The following is a 24,442-nucleotide window of genomic DNA, read 5'->3' on the forward strand; positions in this document are numbered from 1 at the left end:
GCAGGTCACCGCCATCGGGCTAGCGGTGACTTGGCGCTCGGTGACGATGCGGGCGGCCTGCGCCCGCTGAGGAGGCGGGGGGCTACCTGCGGTGCGCACGGAAACCGCCCGGTCGCGTACGGCGCGCGCGATGGCAGTGAACCGGGTCTCAAAGTCCCCCGTTACTCCTGTTAACGCGCTGAAGACTGACGGCGCTGGTCAAGCTTGCTGGAGGCGGTCTATGACGTGCACATCCCGAGACGTCGCTGTTGCCGAGCCGCTGCGCCCGGCGGACTACACGGTCGAATGGATCGACACGGCATACGCCCCCGGCGAGCCCTCCGAGTACTGGGTCGAGCATGTCCGCACCAATCACGGCTCGCTGCAACTGCATTTCGCGGATCCGCCGGTGTTCCGTGGCGGCACCGTGGTGCAGCGCAACGCCACCCATCAGCTGGTCGACTTCTGGTCGGACGCTCTGCGGTATGTGCGCACCGACGCCGACGTCAAGGCCGACGACCGCCAGGGCAACCTGCTGCTGGTCGCCCGCCACGGCGTTTTGGAGGTCGAGCAGAGCGGGGTCCAGATGCGGCTGGTGCCGGGCCAGGCGGCAGTGCTCACCAAGGCGCGCCCCCTGCAGGTTCGCCACGCGTTCGGGGTGCGGGGCTGGACGTTCGAAGCCACGGACGTCAGCTGCCCCGCCGCCATGGACCGGCATCCCACGGTGGTAGACCTGCGCAACGGGCTGGGCTCGGTGGTGTTCTCGATGCTGTCGACCGTCAGCCAACAGCACCGCACCCTCGACAGCTACCAGTTCACCCGATCGTGCACCACGCTGACCGACCTGCTCATCGCGTCCATGCTCGAACGCTGCGGCCTGCCGGACACGCTGAACTCGGTCGAGCACGCCGTCCGCCAGTACGTCACCGCGCACTCCCGAGACCCGGAGCTGAGCCCGCGGGCGATCGCCGCCGCGCTGGGCTGGTCGGTGCGGCAGATCCAGCTGGCGTTGCAGCAGGCGGGCACCACGACCAGCGAATTGATCCGCAGCGCCCGGGTAAACCGCGCCGCCGACCTGCTGCGCGGGTCGTCCCCGGGCACGACGATCACCAGCATCGCCTTCGAGAGCGGGTTCCGCTCGATGAGCACGTTCGAGGCGGTGTTCAAACAGCATTTCGGGGTGACGCCGCGCGAAGCGCGCGCCCTAGCCCACCAGCCCGTCGATGATGTCCGCGGCTGAACCCGGCTGCGCCGCAGCAAAACCCGATCCCGCCCACAGCGCGACGCCGTGCGGGTCGCCCATCTTCAGCGCGGCGACCTGCAGCGGTGCCGTCATGGCGGCGACTTGGGGAAACCCGAAAACGGCGTGGCGGTCGTAGGTTTGAGTGAACCGGTTGCGCAGCGCCCGCCCGTAGCGACCGGTGAACGCGCGGGTCACCACCGTCCCGGCGAACGCCGGACTGCGAAGCGCCGCACGGTAAACCGCATTCGTGCCGGCCTCGTCAGCGAGGAGGAACGCGGTGCCGAGTTGCACCGCGGCGGCGCCGGCGTCGAAGAGCCTGCGCGCGTCCGCGCTCGTCGACACTCCGCCGGCCGCGACGACGGGACACTCGCAGCAGCCCGTCAGGTTGGCCACCAGCTCGTCGAGCGAATCGTCGGGCGGCACGGCACGCGGGTCGATGGTCGCCCGGTGCCCACCCGCGGCCGGCCCCTGCGCCACCAGGGCATCCACCCCGCGGCTCAGCGCGCACAATGCCTCGTGCACCGTGGTCACGGTGGCGACGTTGACGACCCCGACCGCGCCCAACCGCCGGCATTCCAGCCTGCTCGGCAGGCCGTAGGTGTAGGACACCACCTCGGGCCGCAGGTCGTAGACGACCTCGAGCTTGGCGGCCCACTCGTCGTAGTCGTGGCGCGGTTCGCCCAACACCACCCCGTAGTACTCGGCCTCCGCCTCCAGAACCGCCGCGTAGGCGTCGATCTCTTCCGCCGAGCCGACCATGCTGCGTTGTGGCACCAACAGGTTGACGCCGATCGGGCCGGATGTGAGAAATCTGGTGGCCTCGATCGCGTCGGCGAGGTCCTCGGCGGACAGTTTGCCGCCTGCCAGGAACCCGAGCCCACCGGCGTTGCTGACCGCCGCGGCCAACGCCGGTGTCGATGGTCCGCCCGCCATGGGCGCGCACACCACCCGCGTGCGCAGGTCCGCCAGCGAGAATCGATCGAACACGTCAGGCGCCCGGCGATTCCGCGCCGCTCATGGCCGACATCGACCTGAGCGCCTGCCCATCGACGATGACCACGCTGTCGCCGTCCATCCGGATCCAGCCGCGGCTTTCGAAGTCCAGCAACGTCAGGTCGACCGTCTTGGGGGCCACGCCCACGAAACGCGCGAAATCGGTGATCGTCAGGTCCTGCAGCACCCGCACCGCGCCTTGCTCTTGCCGGCCGAACCGCTGGCTGTACAGGAGTAGCCGCCCGGCGATCCGCCGTTCGGTGTCGGAGAACGCCACGTCCACCAGCGAGTCGGTGGTGCGCTTGACCCACCGTGCGAACAGGCGCAACACCTGGTCGGTGACCTCCTGGCGTTCGGCCATCCAGCGCAACAATTGCCGGCGTTCGATCGGCACCGCGACGACATCGGTCAGCGTGGTGACGCTCAACTCGTTGGCCTCGGGGTCGAAAAGCGTGATGGCGCCGAAGATTTCCGACGGCCCGAGGACGGCGAGGACCACTTGCTGACCGTCGTGGCGCCGGCAGCAGACCTTGACCTTGCCGGAAACGATCACGTACAGGCGCATTCCGAAGTCGTCTTGATCATCGAGGACGCAGCCGGGCGGGAAGGCGGTCGGCTGCAGGCGCTTCGCCATGACCGACGCCGCAACGGGGTCCGTCTTGGCCAGAATGCCCGACGCGAAGAGCGCCTGGCGGACGTCGTAATCGGCTGTGACAGAGAGGGTCTCAGGAGTTGACCGCGCCCTCGGCGACGACGTCGGCGCCACCGGCCGGTCGGCACCGTCGCGATCCACCGCGGGCACGATGCATCCGGGGTGGGCCGCCGCCCACCACAGCGACGCCGCGATCAGCAACACCAATGCCACGGCCACCGGCGCTACGCTCGTCACCCCACCGACGCTATGCCGGCCGCCAGCAACGGCCTCGCCGTCGCACGCAACCTTTTTCCCGAATCGCGCAGGCCGCTCCGCGCGGGGCGGCGACCGAGGTCAGCCCACCGGGCCGATCAGCGCGCCGCTGTCCTTGAGGGCTTGAATCTGGCCGTCGGTGCAGCCGAGCTCTTTCAGAATCTCTTCGTTGTGTTCGCCCTGCCGGGCGGGCAGTTGGTCGTCGAGCAGCCCGTCGTGGTCGCTGAAATGCCATGGCGGGGCGGGAATGGTGATCACGCCGCCGTGACGATCCGACACCTCGCGCGTCGTCACCCAGCCCTTGGCCCACTCGGTCTCGTTGAATTCGACGGCATCGCGCAACCGGCCCGTGGCGACCTTGGCCTCATCGAATTGTGCGTCGAGCGAATCCATGGAGTCAAAGCCGTAGATCCAGTCTTGGACGATGGCGTGCAGGGCCGCGGCGTTGCGGCGGCGCAGCTCCACGGTGCGGAACCGCTCGTCGTCGGCGAGATCGGGCCGTCGCATGGCCCGCAGGTAGAAGGGGAACGTCATGGTGCCGACGAGACTGACCGGCGCGACGAACTCCACGCCCTCCGGGCTGGTGAAAAACGGGCAGTCAGTGGCACCCAGAATCGGCGGCTCCGCACCGATGTCCAGGCCGGACAGGTCGTAGTGGATACGTTCGTTGATCGAGGTGAGGACGGCGGCCATGGCCACGTCGACGTATTGTCCCTGCCCGGTCACCGTGCGCCGTTGCAGCGCGGCCAGCACCGCGATGGCGCCGTGCAGACCGGCGTAGACGTCGCCGTGCGACAGCGAATCGGATCGCCGCTCGTCGCCCTCGACGTCGAACTGGTGCAACGTGTTTGCGGTGAAGCCGACCTCGGCTTGGACGGTGGGCGCGTAGGCGCTTCGGGTGCGCCACGGCCCCGACTGTCCGTAGCCGCTGATCGAAACGTAGACCACGGCGGGATTGCGGGCCGCTACCGATTGGTAGCCGAGCCCGAAGGCGGCCAGCGCACCGGGGCGAAAATTCTCGACGACGACATCGGCGGTGTCACACAGCTGACCCACCGCGTCGCGGGCGGCGGGCACGTTCAAGTCGATGCTCAGGTTCCGTTTGCCGGCGTTCTGCTGCGCGTAGTACCCGCTGATCTCACCCTGCCGCGGATACGCGACGCGGCTGATGTCCCCCGCGGGCGGCTCGATCTTGATGACCTCGGCTCCGAGATCGAGCAGGTGCTTGGTGCAGTGCGGCCCGGCGAGCACGCGGGTGAAGTCGACGACCCGGACTCCGTCGAGTGGCAGCGTCATGGTCAGCGCCCCTCGAAACGAGCGGCGCCGGGGCCGTTCGCCGCCAGGGACGACAGCCCGCGCTTGAGGTCTTCGGATTCCCAATAGGGAGCCTGCAATTCGTGCATCGCGTCGTCGGCCGCCGCGACGCCGTGCGCCAGGGTGTAGGACACGATCGCCTTGGTGGAGGCGTGGGCGATGGTGGGCCCGTTAGCCAGTTCCTGGGTGATCGACATGCTGACGTCGGCGAGTTTGTCGTCGGGCACCACCCGGTTGATGATGTTCCAGCGCTCCAGCGTGCGGGCGTCATAGCGGCGCGCCAGCAGCACCATTTCCTTGGCGCGCGCCGCGCCCGCCCGCTGGGTGATGCGCTGGATGGCGCCCATGAGCGGGTTGAGGCCGAGTGTTGCTTCCACACAACCGATCTTGGCCGATTCGCTGGAGATGACGAGGTCGCACGCGACCGCGATCTCGAGGCCGCCGCCGACGGTGACGCCGTGGATCGCGGCCACGATCGGGATGGGCAGCGTGTCGAAGGCGCGTAGCACCCCGACGACGTCGAAGTCCGGTGCGACTCCCCGGTCCGCGCTTTCGAAGAGCGTGACATCGGCGCCCGCGCAGAAGTTGCGCAGCCCGCTGTTGAGCAGGACCGCCCGCGCGCCCTGATCGGTGGCCCACCGCAGGCCGTCCAAAAGGCCGGCGATCAGCGCGTGCCCGATGAAATTGTGCGGCGGATGCTGCATGGTCAGGACGGCCACCGGACCGTCGAGCCGCCGTCCCACCGCCGGGGTGTCCGGTCCGGGTACCACCAGTCGCGCGGGCGCCCCGCCGGGTGTGTCCACAGTCGTGCTCATCGCGGAGCTTCTCTCACTCGGTTCAGTATGCCGTTCGTCATACTTATTACTTCCTATCAGCTCCGTGTTCCTCGCGCAACGCTCAACTTCCCTATGCTGCTCGGCCTAGTCACCGGGCTGCGGCCCTACACTCACGACGCGGCGCGTCGCCAAGTTGGGCCGTCACCGGTTCGCCGACTTTGCCCGAAACGCGCACAAGATGCCCGCGTAGGCGCACGCCCGCCGAACAACGGCCGGGCACACGGGCATTCGCACTTAGGCTGGCCGTGAGCCCGTGCCAGCTTGGTTCGCGGCAGCCCAGACGCAACGAAAGAAGTCGCCCGTGGTCGACGGCCAACGCACCAACTCGTGACGGCGCAGACCCGATGCCGAAGGAATCTGACGAATGACATCGCTTCTCACCAAACGATTTGCCGTACACAGGTCTGCGTTGGCCGGTTCCGCTGACGGTGGCTGGCTGCGCCCCGGCCAACACGCCGTGATCACCGGCGGTTCGTCCGGGCTCGGGCTCGAGCTGGCCCGGCAGCTCGCCGGCCGCGGGCTGGCCATCACCTTGGTCGCCCAGGACCCGCACCGCCTGAGCCGCGCCCGCGAGCAGGTCGCCGCCGGCGCGGCGGGCGCCCGCGTGACGACGCAGTCCGTCGACGTCAGCGATCCCGAAGCTGTCGAGGCGGCGCTCGACGAGGTCCGCGCCGCCTCGGGTGGCATCGACGTGCTGATCAACTCGGCGGGCATCCTGCGGGAGGGATATTTCGAGCGGCTCACCCACGATGACTTCCGCGCGGTCATGGACGTCGACTTCTTCGGTGTCGTCAACGCAACGATGGCATGTCTGCCCTACCTGAAGGAGAGCCGCGGGCATCTGGTCAACGTCAGTTCGATGGCCGGCATGCTCGGTGTCTTCGGCCTAACCGCCTACGCCGCCGCCAAACACGCCCTCAACGGCTTCACCGACTCGCTGCGCATCGAGATGGGACCCCAGAACGTCACGGTGCAACTGGTGTGTCCACCCGAGTTCGACTCGCCGATGGTGGCGACACTCGACACCTATCGCACCGCGGAAAACCGCGCGATCGTCAAAAGCGTTCCGCCACTGAGCGTCACACAGGTGGCCCGCGAGACCATCCGGGGCATCGACAAGCGCGAGCCGCTCACCATTCCGGGCATGGCGAGCCGCCTGACGTGGCGCGCGTCCCGTTACGCACCGGCGTTGTTGGACCGCTATTTTCAGCGTCGGCTCGCCGCCGTCTACCGCGGACCGATGTCCGCCGGGGCGGCGCGGTGACGGCGCCCCTACGCGATACTACCGAAACCCCCGCCCGCCAAACGACTTTCGCTGACGAAGGAGTCACCATGGAGATCAGCGTATGCAGTTATCTCTCCGACGGCACGGCGTCGTCGATCGATAACTATCTCGAGCGTGTCCATCGGCTGCGCGACTTGGGTTTTGACCGCGTATGGTCACCGCAGCTGCCCTGGGAACCCGACCTGGCGAGCGTGCTGGCGGTGGCTTTCCGCGAGGTCCCCGACATCGAGATCGGCGCCGCGGTGCTGCCCGTCCAGGTGGCGCACCCGATGATGACCGCGCAGCGCGCATTGACGCTCAACGTCTTGTCCAACGGCCGGTTCCTGTTGGGCCTGGGCGTCAACCACCCCGGTATGAGCGAGGAGCTGTGGGGAATCCCCTGGGAGAAGCCGGTCCGGCTGATCAACGAGTACCTCGACGGGTTGCTGCCGCTGCTGGCCGGGGACGCGGCGGACGCGGTTGGCGAGCGGATCACCACCCGCGGGTCGCTGCAGATTCCCGGGGCGCCAACGCCGCCCGTCTATATCGCCGCCATGGGCCCGCAGATGCTCCGCCTGGCCGGCCGGCGCACCGCCGGCACGATCACCTGGATGACCGGCCCCAAGACGTTGGCGACGCACATCGGTCCGGGCCTGCGCGAGGCCGCGGCCGCCGCCGGCCGGCCCGAGGGATCGGCGAAGGTCATCGCCCTGCTTCCCGTCTGCGTCACCGATGACGTCGACCGCATGCGCGCCAAAGCCGCCGAGCAGTACGCGATTTACGGGACATTGCCGTCCTATCGCGCGATGCTGGATCGCGAGGGATACGCGGGCCCGGAGGACACGCTGCTGGTCGGTGACGAAGCCACCGTGTCCGACCGCATCGAGGAGTTACGCAACGCGGGGGTGGACGAATTCGCCGGTGATCCCTTCGGCGACAGCCCGGAGAGCATTGCGCGCACTGAAGAACTGCTGCGCAACGTCAGGTACGCCGAAGCGCGACAACCCACCGGATGACGCGGGCACAGGGGGTATTCGGGTGAGATCGAACATCGCATCGTTGCGTCAGTCGGCCCAACGACCGGGCGCCGGCGGCGAGGTCTCTCGGTTACGCCGAACCGCGCAGCCACTGCAGGCTCCGCCGGAGCGCGGGGCGGCCCACACCGGCAATCGGACCGCGTGATCATGCGTAACGAGTGCACCGAGATGAGCCCGGACCTGACCGCTCGTTTCGAGCGTGATGCGATCCCGCTTCTCGACGACCTGTACGGCGCCGCAAGGCGTTTGACCCGCAGTCGGGCGGATGCCGAGGACCTGGTCCAAGAGACCATGCTCAAGGCCTACCGCCAGTTCCACACGTTTCGTGAGGGCTCCCGGCTGCGGGCCTGGCTGTGCCGCATCATGCACAACACCTGGATCAACAATCACCGCAAACTGTGCTGCCGTCCCACCGAGCACCTGAGCGGCGACATCGGAGACTGGCAACACCTGGCGCGCCGGCGTCATTACGAACCGTCGTATTGCCGGCCCGCGGAGCTCGACGCGCTCGAGCGGGTGCCGGACCGCAAGGTGATCGACGCGCTGGAGGCGTTGCCCGAGACCCTGCGGATGACGGTGTACTACGCCGACGTCCACGGCTACCGGTACCGCGAGATCGCGGAGATCCTGGACATTCCCATCGGGACGGTGATGTCGCGGCTGCACGCGGCCCGGCGCCGGTTGCGCGAGTCGCTGGCCGACGTCGCCCGGGATCACGGCTTCGACCGTGCTTGACCAGGATGGCTATCTGGGCCTATTCGGCGGTGCGGGAGCTGCGCTGTCGGAAGCCGAGTGGATCGCGCACGCGAACAGCGCTCTGCCAGGCAACCTTTCGGCGTTGCGGGCGCGGATGCTCGAGGGCTCGCGCGCGCAGCGGTGCCTGCGCGTCTGCTACGAGCCGGGGCCCGGCTCGTACAACTTCGTCGGGCTCAGCGGGGGCGCGATCGCCGAGATGCTCGATCAGGCCGTGACGCACTGCGGTTCGCTGGTCACCAGCCACCCCTGCCCCACGCTGACGATGACGGTGAACTACCTGCGCGCGGGCACCGGCGCCGTCTTCGTCGCCGACGCGCGCGTGGATCAGGTGACGAGCGCCACCGTATTGCTCAGCGGGGAGCTCTCCGACTCGCGGGGCAGGCGCATCGCGTCGGCCTCGGCCGTCTCACAGCTGATCAAGGACATGACGCGATTGGCATGACGCCCGCTCGGTGACCTGTCGATGCATTGGCCTAGCCGCCGGCCTGCGTTTGCGCACCCGAGGACCGGGCTGCGCGCTGCCGTTGCCTATTCTGCCGACCAGGTGGGGACCGGGCCCCGGCGGCCGTCGCGAATGCGCCGTTGCCCTGGGCGGGCGGGGGGCGCCGCACTTCTGGTCGCGCCCGCGCTGATACCGCCACGGCGGCGGCCGGTGTGAGCGGGGAAGCTACAGCTCCCCGGCGTCCATCGCTTCCTTGACCTCTTGCGCGTGCGCGACCTGGTCGGGGGTGTAACCGATGAGCAGTGCCGCGCCGCCGACGATGACGGCCACGCCCGCCACCCACAGCAGACCGTAGGTGTAGCCGTGGTCCAGCGCGTGCAGCTGCGCCTCGTTCATGAACTTCACCGGGCCGGTGGTGCCGCCCAGGTACAGGGTCCGCGAGGTGATGACGGCCTGGATGACCGCCAGCACCAGCGGCCCGCCCAGGCTCTGCAGCATCAACGTGACCGCGGACACGGGGCCGATCTGGTCGAAGCCCACGCCGGCGATCGCGGACAGCGTGAGCGGGACGACGGCCATGCCGATGCCGATGCCGCCGACCACGATCGGCAACACCAGGTTCGGGAAGTATGCGACGCCGCGGTGCATGAACGCCCAGCCGTAGAGCATCGCCCAGAACAGCAGGATGCCGCCGCCGATGGTCAGCACCCGCGGCGAGAACCGTGACACCAGCTGCGAGGAGATGCCCAGCCCGATGCCCATGGCGATGACGAACGGGATGAAGCCGACGCCCGCGCGCAGCGCGCTGTAACCCAGCACGTCCTGCACGTACAGGCCGATGCAGACGGTCAGGCTGAACATCAGCCCACCGGCCAAGAAGATCGCGATGAAGGTGACCAGCCGGTTGCGGTCCCGGAACAGGTCGAAGGGCACCACCGGATTCTCGGCGGTGCGCTCCACGACGATGAAGGCCAGGCCGGCGCCCAGTGCCACCACGCCGGACCCGATGGTGGTGATCGACACCCAACCCTTCTCCGGGCCCATCGAGAAGGCGAACACGGCCGCGGTGCACGCGAGGGTGGCCAGCATGGCCCCGGTGGCGTCGAGCTTCATTCGTTCCCGGTGGGTTTCCCGCAGCGCGGTGCGGGCGAGGTACATCATCACGAGGCCGATCGGCACGTTGACCAGAAACGCCAGCCGCCAGGACACCTCGGTCAGCGCCCCGCCGACCACCAGCCCCATCACGGAGCCGATGGCCGTCATCGCCGCGAACACCGCCGTCGCGAAGTTACGCGCCGGGCCCTTCGGGAACGTGGTCGCCACCAGCGCCAGACCGGTCGGCGAGGCGATGGCCGACCCGACGCCCTGGGAGAGCCGCGCGATGACCATGGTCACCTCGTCCCAGGCAACGGCGCACAGCACCGACGAGATGGTGAACAGGGCGACGCCGACGATGAACGTGCGCTTGCGTCCGATGGTGTCGCCGAGCCGGCCGCCGAGCAGCATCAGGCCGCCGAACGTCAGGACGTAGGCGGTGATCACCCAGCTGCGCCCGGCGTCGGACAGGCTCAGCTCGTTCTGGATCTTGGGCAGCGCCACGATGGCGACGGTGCTGTCCATGGTCGCGAGCAATTGCATGCCGCCGATGGCGATGACCGCCGCGATGAACCGGCGCGACGGTAGCCAGGCGGGGTAATACTTGCTGATCCGAGTGGCGGCGGTCTTCGCCGGCGGCTTCGCGGCGGTCTCCGCCGGGAACATCGCGCGCGCGGGGGCCGGACGATCGGGGCGCGCAGAGGTCCAGTTCTGGACAGCGCGCTCGGAGTCGTTGAGAGCCGTCATAAAGGGTTACCTTACAGTAATCTTAAGAACCGTTTAAGCCCCGAACGCCGCGACCGCCCCGATGATGACGATTGCGGGAGGTCGGATACCCTCCGCCCGGATCTTTTCCGGCGTGTCGGTGAGGGTGGCCCGCAAAGTGCGCTGAGCCGCCGTCGTACCCTCCTGGACCACCAGGACCGGTGTATCCGCTGGTCGGCCGCCTTTCAGCAGCGCGTCCACGAAGAGCTCGATGCGCTCGACGGCCATCAGCAAAACGATGGTCCCGCTCATTGCGGCCAACGCATCCCAATTCACTAACGATTCGGGATGACCGGGTGGGAGATGGCCGCTGACCACCACGAACTCGTGATTTACGGCCCGATGAGTCACCGGAACGCCCGCCAGGGCGGGCACCCCTATGGCACTTGTCACACCCGGCACGACGGTCACCGGGATCCCCGCGTCGACGCACGCCAGCACCTCCTCGTAACCGCGCGCGAAGACGAAGGGATCGCCGCCCTTGAGGCGGACCACGAAGCTGCCCGCGCGGGCCCGCTCGATCATGGTGTGGTTGATGGCGTCCTGGGCCATGGCCCGGCCGTAGGGGATCTTGGCGGCGTCGATGACCTCCACGTGCGGCGACAGCTCGGCGAGCAGCTCCGGCGGCGCCAGCCGGTCGGCCACCACCACGTCGGCCTGCGCGAGCAGCCGGCGCCCGCGCACGGTGATCAGCTCCGGGTCTCCGGGACCGCCCCCGACCAGCGCCACCCCGCCGCGGATCACGTCGTCGCCGGTGGCCGAGGTTTCGGGCGCGATGGCTCCCGTCTGCAGCGCCTCCCGGATCGCCGACCGGATGGCCGCCGAGCGGCGATGCTCGCCGCCGGCCAACACGCCCACCGACAGCCCCGCGTAGCGAAACGACGCGGGGGTGACCGCGGTGCCCTCGACCGCGATGTCCGCCCGCACGCAAAAGATCCGCTGCCGTTCGGCCTCCGCGACCACGGCCGCGTTCACCTGCGCGTCGTCGGTGGCCGCGAGGGCGTACCAGGCGCCGTCGAGGTCGCCCTCGCGGTAGGCGCGCAACGACAGGCTGATCCCGCTCATCGCCTCGACGGCCGGGGTGGCGGCGCGCGCGATCACGTGGATGTCCGCGCCACTGGCGATGAGCAGCGGCAGCCGGCGCTGGGCCACGTTGCCACCGCCGACCACCACGACCTTTTTGCCCGCCAGCCGCAGTCCCACCAGGTAGGCGTTCTCGGTCACCCGGCAAGCCTAGTGGCTGCCCGCGGGCGTCCCGTCCCGCCGACCCGCGCGCCCGTAGCCCCGCGCCGCCGCGTGTGCGACGAACCGGCCGACGGCCTCGGGAGCCGCCGCGGGATGGGTGTGCAGGTACGACGCGTGCACGCCGGCGTGCACGGCGCCGTCGCGCGTCGGGTCCGCGCCGGAGGCCCCGTCGTGGACGCGGTACCGCCACGCCGGCGCGTAGGGCCGGTCGAACGCCACGACGGTGCGGTGGAATTCGTGCCCGACGACCCGCTGGCCCGCGGTGTACAGCGGCGAATCGGCCACGGCGACGGCCTCGCGATAGGCCAGGGTGAGGCGCGAGGTGAAGCGCGCCGACCCGGCCAGCACCCCGCACATCGGTTGCCCGTCGAGCTCGGCAGCCAGATAGATCAGCCCGGCGCACTCCGCGTGGATGGGCGCGCCGGCGGCAGCCAGCGCGTTGATCTGCCGGCGCACGGCGTCGTTGGCCGAGAGCTCGGCGGTGAACTGTTCGGGGAAACCGCCCGGCAACAGCACCGCGTCCGTCGCGTCGGGCAACGGGTCGACGAGCGGGTCGAACGCGACCACGTCGGCGCCCGCGGCGGCCAGCAGCTCGGCGTGTTCGGCGTAGCCGAAGCTGAACGCCTTGCCGGCCGCGAGGGCCACGGTGGCGCGCCCGGCCGCGCGCTCGACGCCGGGCGACAACGCGGCCGCGGGCTCCCAGGCGGCGTCGGGGACCCGGCTCGCGGCGACCGCCGCGACGGCGGCCACGTCGACGTGCCGGGCCACCAACTCCGTCATCGCGTCGACGGCCGCGCGGGCCCGCCGCCCGTACTCCACGGCCGTCACCAACCCCAAATACCTTGTCGGCAGCTCCAATTCGGCGTTGCGTGGGATGGCGCCCAGCACCGGGAGTCCGGCGTGTTCACAGCCCTGCCGCAAGACCTGCTCGTGCCGGGGCGAGCCGACCCGGTTCAGGATCACCCCGGCGATGCGCGTCGCCGGGTCGAACGTCGAGAAGCCGTGCAGCAGCGCGGCGACGCTCTGGCTCTGCCCGCGGGCGTCGACCACCAAAAGCACCGGCGCGCCGACCAGCCCGGCCACGTGCGCGGTGGACCCGGTGGCCGGGACGCTCGGAGCAGCACCGATGCGCCCGTCGAACAGGCCCATCACGCCCTCGATCACCGCGATGTCCGCGCCGCCGGCGCCGTGGGCGTACAGCGGGCCGATCAGGGCGTCACCGACCATGACTGGGTCCAGGTTGCGGCCCGCGCGGCCGGCCGCGACGCCGTGATAGCCGGGGTCGATGAAATCCGGGCCCACTTTGAACGGCGCCACCACGTGACCGGCGCGGCGCAGCGCGCCGATCAAACCCGTTGCCACCGTGGTCTTTCCGCTGCCCGACGCGGGCGCGGCGATCACCACCGCGGGGACACTCACCACTCGATGCCCTTCTGGCCTTTGCGGCCGGCGTCCATCGGGTGTTTGACCTTGGCCATCTCGGTCACCAGATCGGCGGCCTCGAGCAGGCGCGGCGGGGCGTCGCGCCCGGTGATCACCACGTGCTGCTGGCCCGGCCGCGCGAGCAGCGTGTCGACCACGTCGTCGACGTCCACCCAACCCCACTTCAGCGGGTAGGTGAACTCGTCGAGCACGTAGAAGTCGTGGCGTTGCGCGGCGAGCCGGGCCGCGATCTCCCGCCAGCCGTCCGCCGCGGCGGCCGCGTGGTCGACCTCGCTACCTGCCTTGCGGGTCCACGACCAGCCGGCGCCCATCTTGTGCCATTCGACCGGCCCGCCCACGCGGTGCTCGTCGTGCAGGCGGCCGAGCCGGGCGAACGCCGCCTCCTCCCCCACCTTCCACTTGGCGCTCTTGACGAACTGGAAGACCGCGACGGCCAGCCCGGCGTTCCACGCCCGCAGCGCCATCCCGAAGGCCGCGGTCGACTTTCCTTTGCCCGCGCCGGTGTGCACCGCCAGCACCGGTGCCTTGCGCCGGGCCCGCGTAGTGAGGCCGTCGTCGGGAACCCGAACCGGGACACCTTGTGGCACAGCGCTACTCCTCTCCGTGCGCCTCAGGCGACGTCGCGCACCGCGCGCGTCAGGGACTCCGCGTGCAACTGTTCCAACCGGACCGCCGGCGCACCGAGCTGGCGGGCCAGCTGCTCGGCCAGCCCGAGCCGCACGAACGACGTTTCGCAATCCACCACCACCGCGGCGGTGCCCTCGGCCACCAGGCGGGCCGCCGCGGCGCGGCTGCGGCCCAACGGGTCCGGGCCCGCGGTGGCCCGGCCGTCGGTGAGCAACACCACCAACGCGCGCCGCGCCCGGTCGCGCGCCTTCTCCCGGACGATCAGCGCGCGCGCGGCCAGCAGCCCCTCGGCCAGCGGCGTGCGGCCGCCGGTATCGAACCGGGCGAGCCGCCGGCTGGCGATGTGGGCGCTCGAGGTGGGCGGCAGCAGCAGGCGCGCCTCCTGCTGGCGAAAGGTGATGACGGCGACCTTGTCTCGGCGTTCGTAGGCGTCGCGCAGCAACGACAGGGTGGCCCCACCGACCGCGGCCATGCGGTCGCGCGCGGCCATCGAGCCCGACGCGTCCACGACGAAGATCACCAGGTTGCCCTCGCGACCCTCGCGGACGGCCCGCCGCACGTCCTCGGGCCGGGGCCGCAGCGGGCCGCGCCCGGCCCGCGCGGCGGCCGACAGCACGGTGGCGAACAGGTGCAGCCCGTGAGCGCCGGGGCTGGCGTCGTCGCCGTCGGCGGCCGCCACGACGCTGCCGGTGGCGTTGCGCGCCCGCGACCGGCGCCCGGGGGCCCCGACCCCCACCCCCGGAACCGTCAACGCCCGGGCGCGGAAGGTCTTCGACGGCGGCGCACTCGGCGTCGTCCGCGGCGCCGGCGCCGCCGAGCCGGGCCCCGGATCCTGCTGCGGCGCACCATTTTCCCCGTGATCCGGCGCTCCACCGCCCGGAGGGTCGGGATCGGGCTCGGCGTCCGGTCCGCCCTGCGCCAACGCGTCGTCGAGCTGGTCGCGGTCGATGCCCGGGTCGTCGAAAGGATCGCGGCGGCGCCGGTGCGGCAACGCCAGCTCGGCAGCCACCCGGACGTCTTGCTCGGCAACGGTTGCGGCGCCCCGCCACGCGGCGTGTGCGACGGCGGTGCGGGCCACCACCAGATCGGCGCGCATGCCGTCGACGTCGAACGCCGCGCACACGGCCGCGATGCGGCGCAGCTCGGCGTCCGGCAGGTCCACGTCGGCGACCAGGGCGCGCGCCTCGGCGATCCGGCGAGCGAGATCGGCCTCGGCGTCGGCGTACCGCTCGGCGAACCCGTCCGGGTCGGCCTCGTAGGCCATCCGCTGCCGGACGACCTGGACCCGGACGTCGACGTCCCGCGAGGCCCGCACGTCGACCGTCAAGCCGAAGCGGTCCAGCAGTTGGGGACGCAGCTCACCCTCCTCCGGGTTCATCGTGCCGATCAGCACGAACCGCGCCTCGTGCGAATGCGAGATGCCGTCGCGTTCGACGTGCACCCGACCCATCGCGGCCGCGTCCAGCAGCACGTCGACCAAGTGATCGTGCAGCAGGTTCACCTCGTCGACGTACAGGACGCCGCCGTGGGCGCGCGCCAGCAGGCCGGGTGAGAACGCGTGCTCGCCGTCGCGCAGCACCCGCTGCAAGTCCAGCGAGCCGACCACCCGGTCTTCGGTTGCGCCCAAAGGCATTTCGACCAAGCCGCCGCCGGCGCCGCCGGTGGCGGCCGCCAACAGTGACGCGAGCCCGCGCACGGCCGTCGACTTGGCGGTGCCCTTCTCGCCGCGGATCAGCGCGCCGCCGATCTCCGGGCGCACCGCGCACAGCAGCAGCGCGAGCCGCAGTTGGTCGTGACCGACGATGGCGCTGAACGGGTACGGCTTCACCACAGTTCCGCCAGCCCGGAACCGGGCCGCAGCATCGGCACGTGCGGGACGCCGTCGTCGAGGAAGTCGTCGCCGTCCCGGACGAACCCGTGCTGCGCGTACATGTCCGCCAGATAGGTCTGCGCGTTGATCCGACACGGGTACTTGCCGACCTCGGCCAGCGCAGCGCGCAGTAACCGGGTGGTGTGGCCGAGGCCGCGGGCGCTGCGCTTGGTGCACAGCCGGCCGATCCGAAAGGCCTTCTGGCCGCCGGCGTGTTCCTCCATCAACCGCAGCGTGCAAATCACCTCACCCTCAGGCGTTTCCAGCCAGAAGTGCCGGGTCTCGGCCAGCAGGTCCCGCCCGTCCAGCTCCGGATACGGGCAGGCCTGCTCGACGACGAACACTTCCACCCGCAGCTTCAGCAGCTCGTAAAGTGTTTGCACGTCAAGGTCTTTGGCCCAGACGCGCCGCAGCGCTTCAGTCATGACGTTGCTCTTTCCCGTCGGCGGGACTCAGGCCCACATCGCTTCGCTTCGCATCGCAGACAGCGCAACTCATGACACCCCCGTCGGCGACGTTGTGGCGTGGGACGAATGCGGACCCGGTGGCGCCGCGCCGGGTTGCCGGTCCAACCCCAGCACCCGAGAGCTCCACGACCACACCCCGTCGTAGAGGGCCGGCTCCTTAGACAGCTGCACTCCCAGCGACGGCACCATCTCGGTGAGCGTGGGCGCCCAGGCGGGATAGCGGCCGGTGAAGCAGCGGCGCAACACGTCCAGGGCGATCGAGACGGCCGTCGACGCCCCCGGCGAGCCGCCCAGCAGCCCGGCGATGCCATCGGAGTGCAGCAGCGTGGTGCCGAAGTCCAACGCGCCACCCCTGCGCCCGTCCCGGCGAATCACCTGCACCCGCTGGCCGGCCACCGTCAGCTGCCAGTCCGAACCCGTTGCGGTGGGAACGAATTCGCGCAGCATGCGTAGCCGGTCCGGCGCCGAGAGTCGCAGCTGAGCGATCAGATAGCCCAGCAGCGTCCGCTCGGTGAGCCCGACGCCCAGCATCGACAGCGCGTTGTCCGGTTTCACCGACCGCGGAAGGTCGGTGAGGCGACCGTGCTTCAAGAACTTCGGGGACCACCCGGCGTAGGGACCGAACACCAGCCAGGGCTTGCCGTTGACGAAGCGCAGATCCAGATGCAGGGCCCCGAGGGGCGGGGCGCCCGCAGCCGGGGCGCCATACACCTTGGCGCGGTGCGCGGCGGTGAGCGCGGGGTTTGCGGCGCGCAGGAAGCGGCCGCCGATCGGGAAACCCGCGAAACCCTTCGCCTCCGCGATGCCGGACTTCTGCAACAACGGCAGGGCGTCACCCCCGGCCCCGACGAACACGAATTTCGCGTCGATGCGCCGCTTTTCGCCGGTGCGGCGATTGCGGAGCAGCAGCCGCCAGCTGCCGTCGGACTGACGGCTCAGGCCAAGCACCTCGTGCCCGAACAACGCCGTGGCGCCGGTGCGCACGCAATATCCCAGCAGTTGCGCAGACAACGCTCCGAAGTCGACGTCGGTGCCGTGCGGCGCCCAGTTGAGGGCCGTCGGCTCGGAGAAGTCGCGTTTGGCCGCCATGAGCGGCAGCCGACGCGCGAACTCACCGGCGTCGTCGATCAATTCGACGCCGGCGAACAGCGGGTTGCCGGCCAGGGCGCGCTGTCGGCGCCGCAGATAGTCGACGCGGTCCGCCCCGCGCACGAAGCTCACGTGCGGGACCGGGTTGACGAAGCCCGCGTCCGTCAGGATGCCGTTCTCCACGGCGTAGGCCCAGAACTGGCGGGTCAGCTGGAACTGCTCGTTGACGCGCACCGCTTTGCTGATGTCGATCGAGCCGTCGGGCAGCTGCGGGGTGTAGTTGAGTTCGCACAACGCCGAGTGCCCGGTGCCCGCGTTGTTCCAGGGGCTGCTGCTTTCGGCGGCGGCCGCGTCGAGCCGCTCCACGACGGTCATCGACCAATCCGGCTGCAGCCGGCGCAGCAACGCGGCCAGGGTGGCGCTCATGATGCCCGCACCCACCAGCACGACGTCCGTCCGCGCGGTACTGGCTAGCGATGACACCGGCGTGCTGGTCCTTCCCTCGGGGCGTGCCGGTCCCAGGTTATCCCGACGGGTACCGCGCGCGAACGGCGTGCGCCTCCCCCGGGGCAGCAAAGGCTCTAAGCTGGCTTGGTGAATGGCGGGGTGACTGGCTGGGAGCCCGACGTCCTGCCTGGTTATTGGCAGCGCACCATCCCGCTGGGCACGGACCCGGCCGGCGAGGGCGACATCGCCGCGACCCTGATCCGCCGCGGGCCGGCGCCAGGGCACGACGGTGCCGACACCGCGCCGCCGGGGCACGCGGTTTTGGCGGTGCACGGCTACACCGACTACTTCTTCCACACCGCGCTCGCCGAGCACTTCGCCGCCCGCGGCTTCGACTTTTTCGCGCTCGACCTGCACAAATGCGGGCGTTCGCGGCGCGACGGCCAGACGCCGCACTTCGTCACCGACCTGCAGAACTACGACACCGAGCTACAGGCGGCACTCGCCCTGGTCGCCGCGACCGCGCGACCCGCCAAGATCCTGGTGTACGGACACTCGGCGGGCGGGCTGATCGTGTCGTTGTGGCTGGACCGGCTGCGCCGCCGCGACCCGGCGGCGCACGCCACCGTCGGCGGGCTCGTGCTCAACAGCCCGTTTCTGGAGCTGCCCGGGCCCGCCGCGCTGCGCCATTCCGCCACGGTCGCGCTGCTCGCCGGACTGTCGCGAGTGCGGTCCAAGGGCGTGGCCCGGTCGCCGGGCGTGGGCGGTTACGGCACCAGCCTGCACCGCGACTATCACGGCGAGTTCGACTACAACCTGCAGTGGAAACCGGTGGGCGGCTTCCCGATCACCTTCGGCTGGCTGCACGCCGTGCGCCGCGGGCAGGCCAGGCTGCACCGCGGTCTCGACGTCGGGGTCCCCAACCTGGTCCTGCGGTCGGATCACAGCGTGCGCGAAAGCGCAGACCCGACGTCCATGGAGTGCGGCGACGCCGTCCTCGACGTCGCCCAGATCGCCCGCTGGGCGGGCTGTCTGGGCAATCGCACGGCCATCGTTCCGATCGTCGACGCCAAGCATGACGTCTTCCTGTCGCTGCCGGCGCCGCGCAATTCGGCCTATCGAGAGCTGGATTGGTGGCTCGACGGCTACCTGCGCGCCACCGGGCCCGGCGCGGCGGTAGCGGCGCAAGAGGCATAAGGGGTCTTACGGCATGGAAACCTACGACATCGCGATCATCGGAACCGGTTCCGGCAACACCATTTTGGACGAGCGCTTCACCGGCAAGCGGACGGCGATCTGCGAGCAGGGCACGTTCGGAGGCACCTGCCTGAACGTCGGATGCATCCCGACCAAGATGTTCGGCTACGCCGCCGAGGTCGCCACCACCGTCCGGGACGCCGCCCGGTACGGCATCGACGCCACGGTGGACGGGGTGCGCTGGGCCGACATCGTCTCGCGCATCTTCGGCCGCATCGATCCCATCGGGTTGAGCGGCGAGGACTATCGCCGCTCGTCCCCCAATGTCGATGTGTACCAACAACACACTCGGTTCGGCCCGGTTCAGCCCGACGGGCGCTACCTCCTGCGCACCGACGGTGGGGACGAATTCACCGCCGAGCAGGTGGTGATCGCCGCGGGATCGCGGCCCACGGTCCCGCCCGCCATCCTCGACTGCGGCATCGACTACTACACCAGCGACACCATCATGCGGGTCCCGGAGCTGCCCGAGCACCTGGTGATCGTCGGAAGTGGTTATGTGGCAGCGGAATTCGCGCACATCTTCACCGCGCTGGGCACGCGGGTGACGCTGGTGATCCGGGGTGGTCGGCTGTTGCGGCACTGCGACGACGCCATCTGCGAACGGTTCACCCGCATCGCCGCCGCGCAATGGGAGGTACGCACCCATCGCAACGTCGTGGGCGGCACCAACCGGGACGCCGGGGTGACCCTGCAACTCGACGACGGGCGCACCCTGGACGCCGACCTGCTGCTGGTCGCGACCGGCCGGGTGCCCAACGGCGACCAGCTCGACGCCGAGCAGGCCGGTGTGGACACCGAGGACGGCCGAGTCCTGGTCGACCAGTTCCAACGCACCAGCGCGCGCGGCGTTTTCGCGCTCGGCGATGCCTCCTCGCCCTATCAGCTCAAGCACGTGGCCAACCACGAGGCCCGCGTGGTGCGGCACAACCTGCTGCGCGACTGGGACGACACGGATTCCCTGGCCAGGACCGACCACCGGCACGTGCCGTCGGCCGTGTTCAGCGACCCGCAGGTGGCCACCGTGGGATTGACCGAAAACCAGGCGATCGCAGGGGGTTTCGATATCTCGGTGGCGGTCCAGCAGTACGGCGACGTGGCTTACGGCTGGGCGATGGAGAACACGACGGGCTTTGTCAAGCTCATCGCGGAGCGCCACGGCGGCCGTCTGCTGGGCGCGCACATCATGGGTCCGCAGGCGTCGTCGATCATCCAGCCGCTGATCCAGGCGATGAGTTTCGGGCTGACCGCCCCCGAGATGGCGCGCGGCCAGTACTGGATCCACCCGGCGCTGTCCGAGGTCGTCGAGAACGCGCTGTTGAAGCTGTACTAGCGGGCGCCGGGCCGCTCGTCCTGGCAGCTGGGGCACAGCCCGTGCAGCGTCAGGCCGGCCGCCTCGGACAACGCGAAGGAGCTGCCCGCCATGGCGTGTTCGAGCGCGGCGCTGAGCTGACGCGCGGGCACCTCGATCAGGGTGGCGCAGCGGGTGCACACGGCATGATGGTGCGGCGCGGTGGCCAGGCCGTAGGTGGTGACCCCGCCCTCGAGGGTCAGGGCGTGCAGCAGGCCCTGGTCGACCAGGGTGGTCACCGTGCGATACACCGTCGCCACGTCGGGGGCCTGCGCGCCGGGCGGGAGGCCCTCGCGGACCCGCTGGTGGATCTCGGCCACCGACAGGTGCCCGGCGATGGGCTCGAGCACGGCCAGCACCTGGATCCGCGACGTCATCCGCCGCAGCCCCCGGGCGCGCAGGAAGTCGCCGAGGCGCGCGGTGACGGAGGGGTCCAGGGCCGAGGGCTTGGGCGTCACCCGTTCAGTGTTGCGCCCGACGCCCCGGATCGCCAGTTCTGACGCCGATTCACCCGGCGCCGGCTCCTGCGACCGGGTTGCATCTGGGGTCGGCGGAACTTACAGTCGTGCCGGTTGCCCGCGAAGCTGGACGGACCTGGAAGGACCCCGGTGGCCAGTGCCGACGCCTCGACGTCTTGGATGGCCAGGGTCGGTGGCGCCTTGGCGCCGGCGGAGTGGGGGCGGCTGGCGTCGATGCTCGCGGTGATCGTCGCGCTGCACGTCATCGGCTGGTTCACGTTGGTCGCCCTCGTCGCACCGGCCCAATACACGGTCGGCGGCAAGGCCTTCGGCGTCGGAATAGGCCTGACCGCCTACACGCTGGGCCTGCGGCACGCCTTCGACGCCGACCACATCGCCGCCATCGACAACACCACCCGCAAGCTGATGAACGACGGCCAGCGCCCGCTGGCCGTGGGCTTCTTCTTCTCGCTGGGCCATTCCACCGTGGTCTTCGGACTGGCGGTGCTGCTGGCCTGCGGGGTCCGCGCGGTCGTCGGGCCGGTCCAAGACGACTCCTCCGCGCTGCACCACTACACGGGGTTGATCGGCACCGGCGTCTCCGGGGTGTTCCTGTACGTGATCGCCATCCTCAACGTCGTTGTGCTGGTAGGCATTGTGCGTGTCCTGGCCCGGCTGCGCCGCGGCGAATTCGACGCGGACGTCCACGGCGCGGAGCTGGACCGGCAGTTGGCCAACCGGGGCCTGATGACCCGCATCCTCAGACCGTTCACCAGGTCGGTCACCAGGTCCTGGCACTGCTACCCCATCGGATTGCTGTTCGGGCTCGGCTTCGACACCGCCACCGAGATCGCGCTGCTGGTTCTGGCCGGCACCAGCGCCGCCGCCGGGCTGCCGTGGTACGCGATCCTGTGTCTGCCCGTCCTGTTCGCCGCCGGCATGTGCCTGCTGGACACCGTCGACGGTTCATTCATGAACTTCGCCTACGGGTGGGCGTTCGCCAATCCGCTGCGCAAGATCTACTACAACCTCACCATCACCGCCCTGTCGGTGGCGGTCGCGTGGGTGATCGGCAGTGTCGAGCTGCTCACCTTGATGGCGGGGCAGTTCGGCTGGCGGGGCGCGTTCTGGGACTACGTCGCCGGACTGGACCTCAACGCGGTCGGTTTCTTCATCGTCGGCATGTTCGCGGTGACCTGGGCGGTGGCCGTGCTGGTGTGGCGGTACGGCCGCCTCGAGCAGAGGTGGGCGACGCGCGACACGGCGCGTTGAGCCGCCGAGACCCCCGTACCCGCGGCGACAGCGTTCACACGCGGACAACGTTTTTGGCCGCGAACCACTTCGCCCGCCGGACCACGACGCCACGCGCCGCACACATCTGGCCCCCGTCGTTTGCCGCGATATGCCGAGGGTAACCACCGGCTCAAGCGTCTAGCACTTGCGCTTCCCACGAAACCTCGACCCACGTTCCCCGGGGGTAGCGCCGTGTCCACAGTAATCCGAATGCGGCGTCACGACGTCGTTGCGTTGAGCACAGCCACTTTGCAATTGCACCGCGACGGAGTTCGGGTGCCCACCTACGACCGGTCCGCGCTCTCCCCGGGAATCGTCCACATCGGTGTGGGCAATTTCCACCGGGCGCATCAGGCGGTCTACCTCGACGAACTCGCGTGCCGAGGCGTCTCGACGCAGTGGGGCATCGTCGGGGTGAGCCTGCGCCACCCCGACGTTAAAAAGCTTCTGGCGAGCCAAGATTGGCTTTACACCGTCACCGAACGCGGACGGGAGGCGCAGAACGCCCGCGTGGTGGGCTCACTCTGCGGTTGGCACTACGCCGCGGACGAGCGGGACGCGGTGCTCGCCGCCCTCACCGACGAGCGGACTCGCGTGGTGACCATGACGGTGACCGGCAACGGGTACTTCGTCGATCCGCACACGCAGAAATTCGATGTCACCGCCGACGACGTGCGCGCCGACCTGTACGCGCCGGACCACTTCAGGACGCCGTGGGCCTACCTTACCGAGGCGCTGCAGCGCCGTCGGCGCAACGGCATAGCCCCGTTCACGGTGTTGTCCTGCGACAACATGCCCGACAGCGGCCGGACCGCCCGCGCCGCGCTGGTCACGTTCGCCACGTTGCGCGACGGTGCCCTCGGGCGATGGATCGACGCGAACGTCGCGTTCCCGTCGAGCATGGTGGACCGCATCACGCCGCACACCGAGGCGGCTCACCTGCGGTTCGTCGAGCGCAGATTCGGCGTGGCCGACCGGGCGCCGGTGCTCACCGAGCCCTACCGGCAGTGGATTGTCGAAGACACCTTCAGCAACGGCCGCCCGCAGCTGGAAGAGGTCGGCGTGCAATTCGTCACCGACGTCAGCGCGCACAAGCTGATCAAGACCCGGCTCCTCAACGGAACGCACAGCGCCATCGCCTATTTGGCGACGCTGGCCGGGTATCAGCGGCTCAACGACGCCATGAACGACCGCGCGTTGTACTGCTACGCCGAACAGCTGATGCGGGAGGAGATCGCGCCGCTGCTGCCGAAAGTCCCCGGAGTCGACGTCCAGGCGTACTGCACGACGCTGCTCGACCGGTTGAGCAACCCGCACATCAGCGATCGGATGTCGCGGCTGGCGCGGCGCGGTTCGGAGAAGATGCCGGCATACGTGCTGCCCTCCCTGCACGAGGCGATCGCCCTCGGCCGGCCGCACGGCCTGCTGATGCTGGCGGTCGCGGGTTGGGCCCGCTACCTCTACGGATACGACCTCGCCGGGGCCGCCATTGCGATCGAGGACCCGCAGGCCAAGCTCTTGACCATGCTGGCGTCGCTGGGCAAGACCTACCCCAAACCGCTGCTCCGGCATGAAGCGTTCGGTGAGCTGCGCCTGGTGCCCGACTTCGTCCGTCTCCTCGGGGAGATGATCGGCGAGATCGACACCTACGGCGTGACGGCCGCGTTGCGGCGCTGTCAGGGCACCGATTACCGAGACCTGTTGTCCCAGTGAGCCTCCCGCGGGAGGCCGGTCTAGGCGCAGCGGGGGGCCGCCCAAAGCGCAACGGCGACAGCGCCGCGCGCCGGCCGGCGGTCGTCGTGCCACCGGATGTGGTTGAGCACCCGATCCGTGCCGGGCACGTTGAGCGTGAAGCCCAGAATGCCGTGCTGGCCGGGCGGCGCACCGGTGCCCAGCGACACCAGGCTGGTGGGCGTGGTCGAGGGGAAGGTGCAATCCAAGCGGCTGATCCATCCGGCCTCGCCGGCCAGCACCGACGCCAACAGCGGCGCTGCGGGGGCCAGCGACGGCAGCAGCTGCCAGCCCAGCCCGTCGACCAGCACCACGCAGACGCGGTCGACGGCGCCCACCGCGTCGGCCAGCCCCAGGGCGTCGTGCGCGCCGGGCGCGCCCAGCAGGGCCGCCGCCGCGGGCATGATGTCGCACAGGGAACCGGGCACCCGGTCAGTGTGGCACGACGACCGCCGGCCGGCGCGCGGCGCTGTCGCCGTTGCGCTTTGGGCGGCCCCCCGCTGCGCCTAGACCGGCCTCCCGCGGGAGGCTCA

At 70.1% G+C, this 24,442-nt stretch carries 20 protein-coding genes and 2 pseudogenes; 9 read left to right on the forward strand and 13 right to left on the reverse strand.

What is annotated here, in order from left to right; genetic code table 11:
• The first annotated feature begins 220 nt into the window (after positions 1–220).
• A complete protein-coding gene (locus tag A5714_RS09005; RefSeq protein WP_068284659.1) occupies positions 221–1,219 on the forward strand; it encodes an AraC family transcriptional regulator in 999 nt (332 codons plus the stop codon).
• Here A5714_RS09005 and A5714_RS09010 read toward each other — a convergent pair.
• The 4 genes from A5714_RS09010 to A5714_RS09025 all read right to left on the reverse strand — a co-directional run bounded on the left by A5714_RS09010 (position 1,184) and on the right by A5714_RS09025 (position 5,251).
• Entirely contained in the window at positions 1,184–2,155 is a 972-nt protein-coding gene (locus A5714_RS09010; protein WP_068284677.1) for a nitronate monooxygenase, read from the reverse strand. The two genes, A5714_RS09005 and A5714_RS09010, sit on opposite strands and share 36 nt — an antisense overlap.
• Positions 2,156–2,210: 55 nt before the next feature.
• Positions 2,211–3,104, reverse strand: a complete 894-nt coding sequence (locus tag A5714_RS09015; protein ID WP_156747240.1) for a Crp/Fnr family transcriptional regulator — start codon at positions 3,102–3,104, stop codon at positions 2,211–2,213.
• Between the two features lie 99 nt (positions 3,105–3,203).
• Entirely contained in the window at positions 3,204–4,418 is a 1,215-nt protein-coding gene (locus A5714_RS09020) for a CaiB/BaiF CoA-transferase family protein (RefSeq protein ID WP_068284660.1), read from the reverse strand.
• 2 nt (positions 4,419–4,420) lie between these two features.
• A complete protein-coding gene (locus tag A5714_RS09025; protein WP_082959643.1) occupies positions 4,421–5,251 on the reverse strand; it encodes an enoyl-CoA hydratase/isomerase family protein in 831 nt (276 codons plus the stop codon).
• A gap of 430 nt (positions 5,252–5,681) precedes the next feature.
• On the opposite strand from A5714_RS09025, the gene A5714_RS09030 reads away from it, so the two are divergent.
• The 4 genes from A5714_RS09030 to A5714_RS09045 all read left to right on the forward strand — a co-directional run bounded on the left by A5714_RS09030 (position 5,682) and on the right by A5714_RS09045 (position 8,771).
• Positions 5,682–6,536: an SDR family oxidoreductase gene (locus tag A5714_RS09030; RefSeq protein WP_068284661.1), complete on the forward strand. Its 855-nt coding sequence runs from the start codon at positions 5,682–5,684 to the stop codon at positions 6,534–6,536.
• A gap of 68 nt (positions 6,537–6,604) precedes the next feature.
• Positions 6,605–7,552, forward strand: a complete 948-nt coding sequence (locus A5714_RS09035) for a TIGR03564 family F420-dependent LLM class oxidoreductase (RefSeq protein WP_068284667.1) — start codon at positions 6,605–6,607, stop codon at positions 7,550–7,552.
• Between the two features lie 168 nt (positions 7,553–7,720).
• Positions 7,721–8,308, forward strand: a complete 588-nt coding sequence (locus A5714_RS09040) for a sigma-70 family RNA polymerase sigma factor (protein ID WP_068284682.1) — start codon at positions 7,721–7,723, stop codon at positions 8,306–8,308.
• Complete coding sequence (locus A5714_RS09045) at positions 8,301–8,771, forward strand: PaaI family thioesterase (RefSeq protein ID WP_068284668.1); 471 nt, start codon at positions 8,301–8,303, stop codon at positions 8,769–8,771. Before A5714_RS09040 ends, A5714_RS09045 begins: the two co-directional genes overlap by 8 nt.
• Before the next feature lie 225 nt (positions 8,772–8,996).
• Here A5714_RS09045 and A5714_RS09050 read toward each other — a convergent pair whose 3' ends face one another.
• The 7 genes and pseudogenes from A5714_RS09050 to mqo form a co-directional block, all read right to left on the reverse strand.
• Positions 8,997–10,613 (reverse strand): MFS transporter, encoded by a 1,617-nt coding sequence (locus tag A5714_RS09050; RefSeq protein ID WP_068064522.1) that lies wholly within the window; start codon positions 10,611–10,613, stop codon positions 8,997–8,999.
• A gap of 22 nt (positions 10,614–10,635) precedes the next feature.
• Positions 10,636–11,855: pseudogene (cobA, locus tag A5714_RS09055) on the reverse strand (uroporphyrinogen-III C-methyltransferase).
• Between the two features lie 9 nt (positions 11,856–11,864).
• Positions 11,865–13,295 (reverse strand): cobyrinate a,c-diamide synthase, encoded by a 1,431-nt coding sequence (locus A5714_RS09060; protein WP_197502689.1) that lies wholly within the window; start codon positions 13,293–13,295, stop codon positions 11,865–11,867.
• Positions 13,292–13,906 carry a cob(I)yrinic acid a,c-diamide adenosyltransferase gene (cobO, locus tag A5714_RS09065; RefSeq protein ID WP_068284670.1) on the reverse strand — a complete coding sequence of 205 codons (615 nt, stop codon included), beginning with the start codon at positions 13,904–13,906 and terminating at the stop codon, positions 13,292–13,294. The genes A5714_RS09060 and cobO overlap by 4 nt, the downstream gene beginning before the upstream one ends.
• Positions 13,907–13,929: 23 nt before the next feature.
• A complete protein-coding gene (locus tag A5714_RS09070) occupies positions 13,930–15,774 on the reverse strand; it encodes a magnesium chelatase subunit D family protein (RefSeq protein WP_068284683.1) in 1,845 nt (614 codons plus the stop codon).
• Entirely contained in the window at positions 15,771–16,241 is a 471-nt protein-coding gene (locus tag A5714_RS09075; RefSeq protein ID WP_068064513.1) for a GNAT family N-acetyltransferase, read from the reverse strand. The genes A5714_RS09070 and A5714_RS09075 overlap by 4 nt, the downstream gene beginning before the upstream one ends.
• 69 nt (positions 16,242–16,310) lie before the next feature.
• A complete protein-coding gene (gene mqo, locus A5714_RS09080) occupies positions 16,311–17,798 on the reverse strand; it encodes a malate dehydrogenase (quinone) (protein WP_068284685.1) in 1,488 nt (495 codons plus the stop codon).
• Between the two features lie 180 nt (positions 17,799–17,978).
• Here mqo and A5714_RS09085 point away from each other — a divergent pair, with 180 nt between their 5' ends.
• Both A5714_RS09085 and mtr read left to right on the forward strand, forming a co-directional pair.
• Entirely contained in the window at positions 17,979–19,016 is a 1,038-nt protein-coding gene (locus tag A5714_RS09085) for an alpha/beta hydrolase (RefSeq protein ID WP_068284672.1), read from the forward strand.
• A gap of 13 nt (positions 19,017–19,029) precedes the next feature.
• Positions 19,030–20,409 carry a mycothione reductase gene (gene mtr, locus A5714_RS09090; protein WP_068284674.1) on the forward strand — a complete coding sequence of 460 codons (1,380 nt, stop codon included), beginning with the start codon at positions 19,030–19,032 and terminating at the stop codon, positions 20,407–20,409.
• Here mtr and A5714_RS09095 read toward each other — a convergent pair.
• Positions 20,406–20,885, reverse strand: coding sequence for a Fur family transcriptional regulator (locus A5714_RS09095; RefSeq protein ID WP_068064506.1), 480 nt, complete (start codon positions 20,883–20,885; stop codon positions 20,406–20,408). The two genes, mtr and A5714_RS09095, sit on opposite strands and share 4 nt — an antisense overlap.
• A 180-nt stretch (positions 20,886–21,065) precedes the next feature.
• Between A5714_RS09095 and A5714_RS09100 the strand changes: the two genes are divergently transcribed.
• Together A5714_RS09100 and A5714_RS09105 are read left to right on the forward strand one after the other, a co-directional pair.
• On the forward strand, positions 21,066–22,157 hold the full coding sequence (locus tag A5714_RS09100; protein WP_156671342.1) for a HoxN/HupN/NixA family nickel/cobalt transporter: 1,092 nt from the start codon (positions 21,066–21,068) through the stop codon (positions 22,155–22,157).
• Between the two features lie 231 nt (positions 22,158–22,388).
• Positions 22,389–23,891: a mannitol dehydrogenase family protein gene (locus A5714_RS09105; protein ID WP_068284675.1), complete on the forward strand. Its 1,503-nt coding sequence runs from the start codon at positions 22,389–22,391 to the stop codon at positions 23,889–23,891.
• A 71-nt stretch (positions 23,892–23,962) separates the two neighbouring features.
• On the opposite strand, the pseudogene A5714_RS09110 reads toward A5714_RS09105, so the two are convergent.
• Positions 23,963–24,337 (reverse strand): annotated as a pseudogene (locus tag A5714_RS09110) (alkaline phosphatase family protein); the annotation flags it as partial.
• Positions 24,338–24,442: the final 105 nt, after the last annotated feature.

Origin of the sequence: Mycobacterium sp. E2462 (assembly GCF_001672685.1) — a bacterium.
Classification (GTDB): domain Bacteria; phylum Actinomycetota; class Actinomycetes; order Mycobacteriales; family Mycobacteriaceae; genus Mycobacterium.

What these genes read in the sequence shown, in the direction of transcription:
- mqo (WP_068284685.1), bottom strand. Translation starts at nt 17,798, where the DNA reads ATGAGCGCCACCCTGGCCGCGTTGCTGCGCCGGCTGCAGCCGGATTGG.
- A5714_RS09005 (WP_068284659.1), top strand. Translation starts at nt 221, where the DNA reads ATGACGTGCACATCCCGAGACGTCGCTGTTGCCGAGCCGCTGCGCCCG.
- A5714_RS09040 (WP_068284682.1), top strand. Translation starts at nt 7,721, where the DNA reads ATGCGTAACGAGTGCACCGAGATGAGCCCGGACCTGACCGCTCGTTTC.
- A5714_RS09100 (WP_156671342.1), top strand. Translation starts at nt 21,066, where the DNA reads ATGGCCAGGGTCGGTGGCGCCTTGGCGCCGGCGGAGTGGGGGCGGCTG.
- A5714_RS09025 (WP_082959643.1), bottom strand. Translation starts at nt 5,251, where the DNA reads ATGAGCACGACTGTGGACACACCCGGCGGGGCGCCCGCGCGACTGGTG.
- A5714_RS09050 (WP_068064522.1), bottom strand. Translation starts at nt 10,613, where the DNA reads ATGACGGCTCTCAACGACTCCGAGCGCGCTGTCCAGAACTGGACCTCT.
- mtr (WP_068284674.1), top strand. Translation starts at nt 19,030, where the DNA reads ATGGAAACCTACGACATCGCGATCATCGGAACCGGTTCCGGCAACACC.
- A5714_RS09035 (WP_068284667.1), top strand. Translation starts at nt 6,605, where the DNA reads ATGGAGATCAGCGTATGCAGTTATCTCTCCGACGGCACGGCGTCGTCG.
- A5714_RS09010 (WP_068284677.1), bottom strand. Translation starts at nt 2,155, where the DNA reads ATGGCGGGCGGACCATCGACACCGGCGTTGGCCGCGGCGGTCAGCAAC.
- A5714_RS09105 (WP_068284675.1), top strand. Translation starts at nt 22,389, where the DNA reads ATGCGGCGTCACGACGTCGTTGCGTTGAGCACAGCCACTTTGCAATTG.
- A5714_RS09075 (WP_068064513.1), bottom strand. Translation starts at nt 16,241, where the DNA reads ATGACTGAAGCGCTGCGGCGCGTCTGGGCCAAAGACCTTGACGTGCAA.
- A5714_RS09020 (WP_068284660.1), bottom strand. Translation starts at nt 4,418, where the DNA reads ATGACGCTGCCACTCGACGGAGTCCGGGTCGTCGACTTCACCCGCGTG.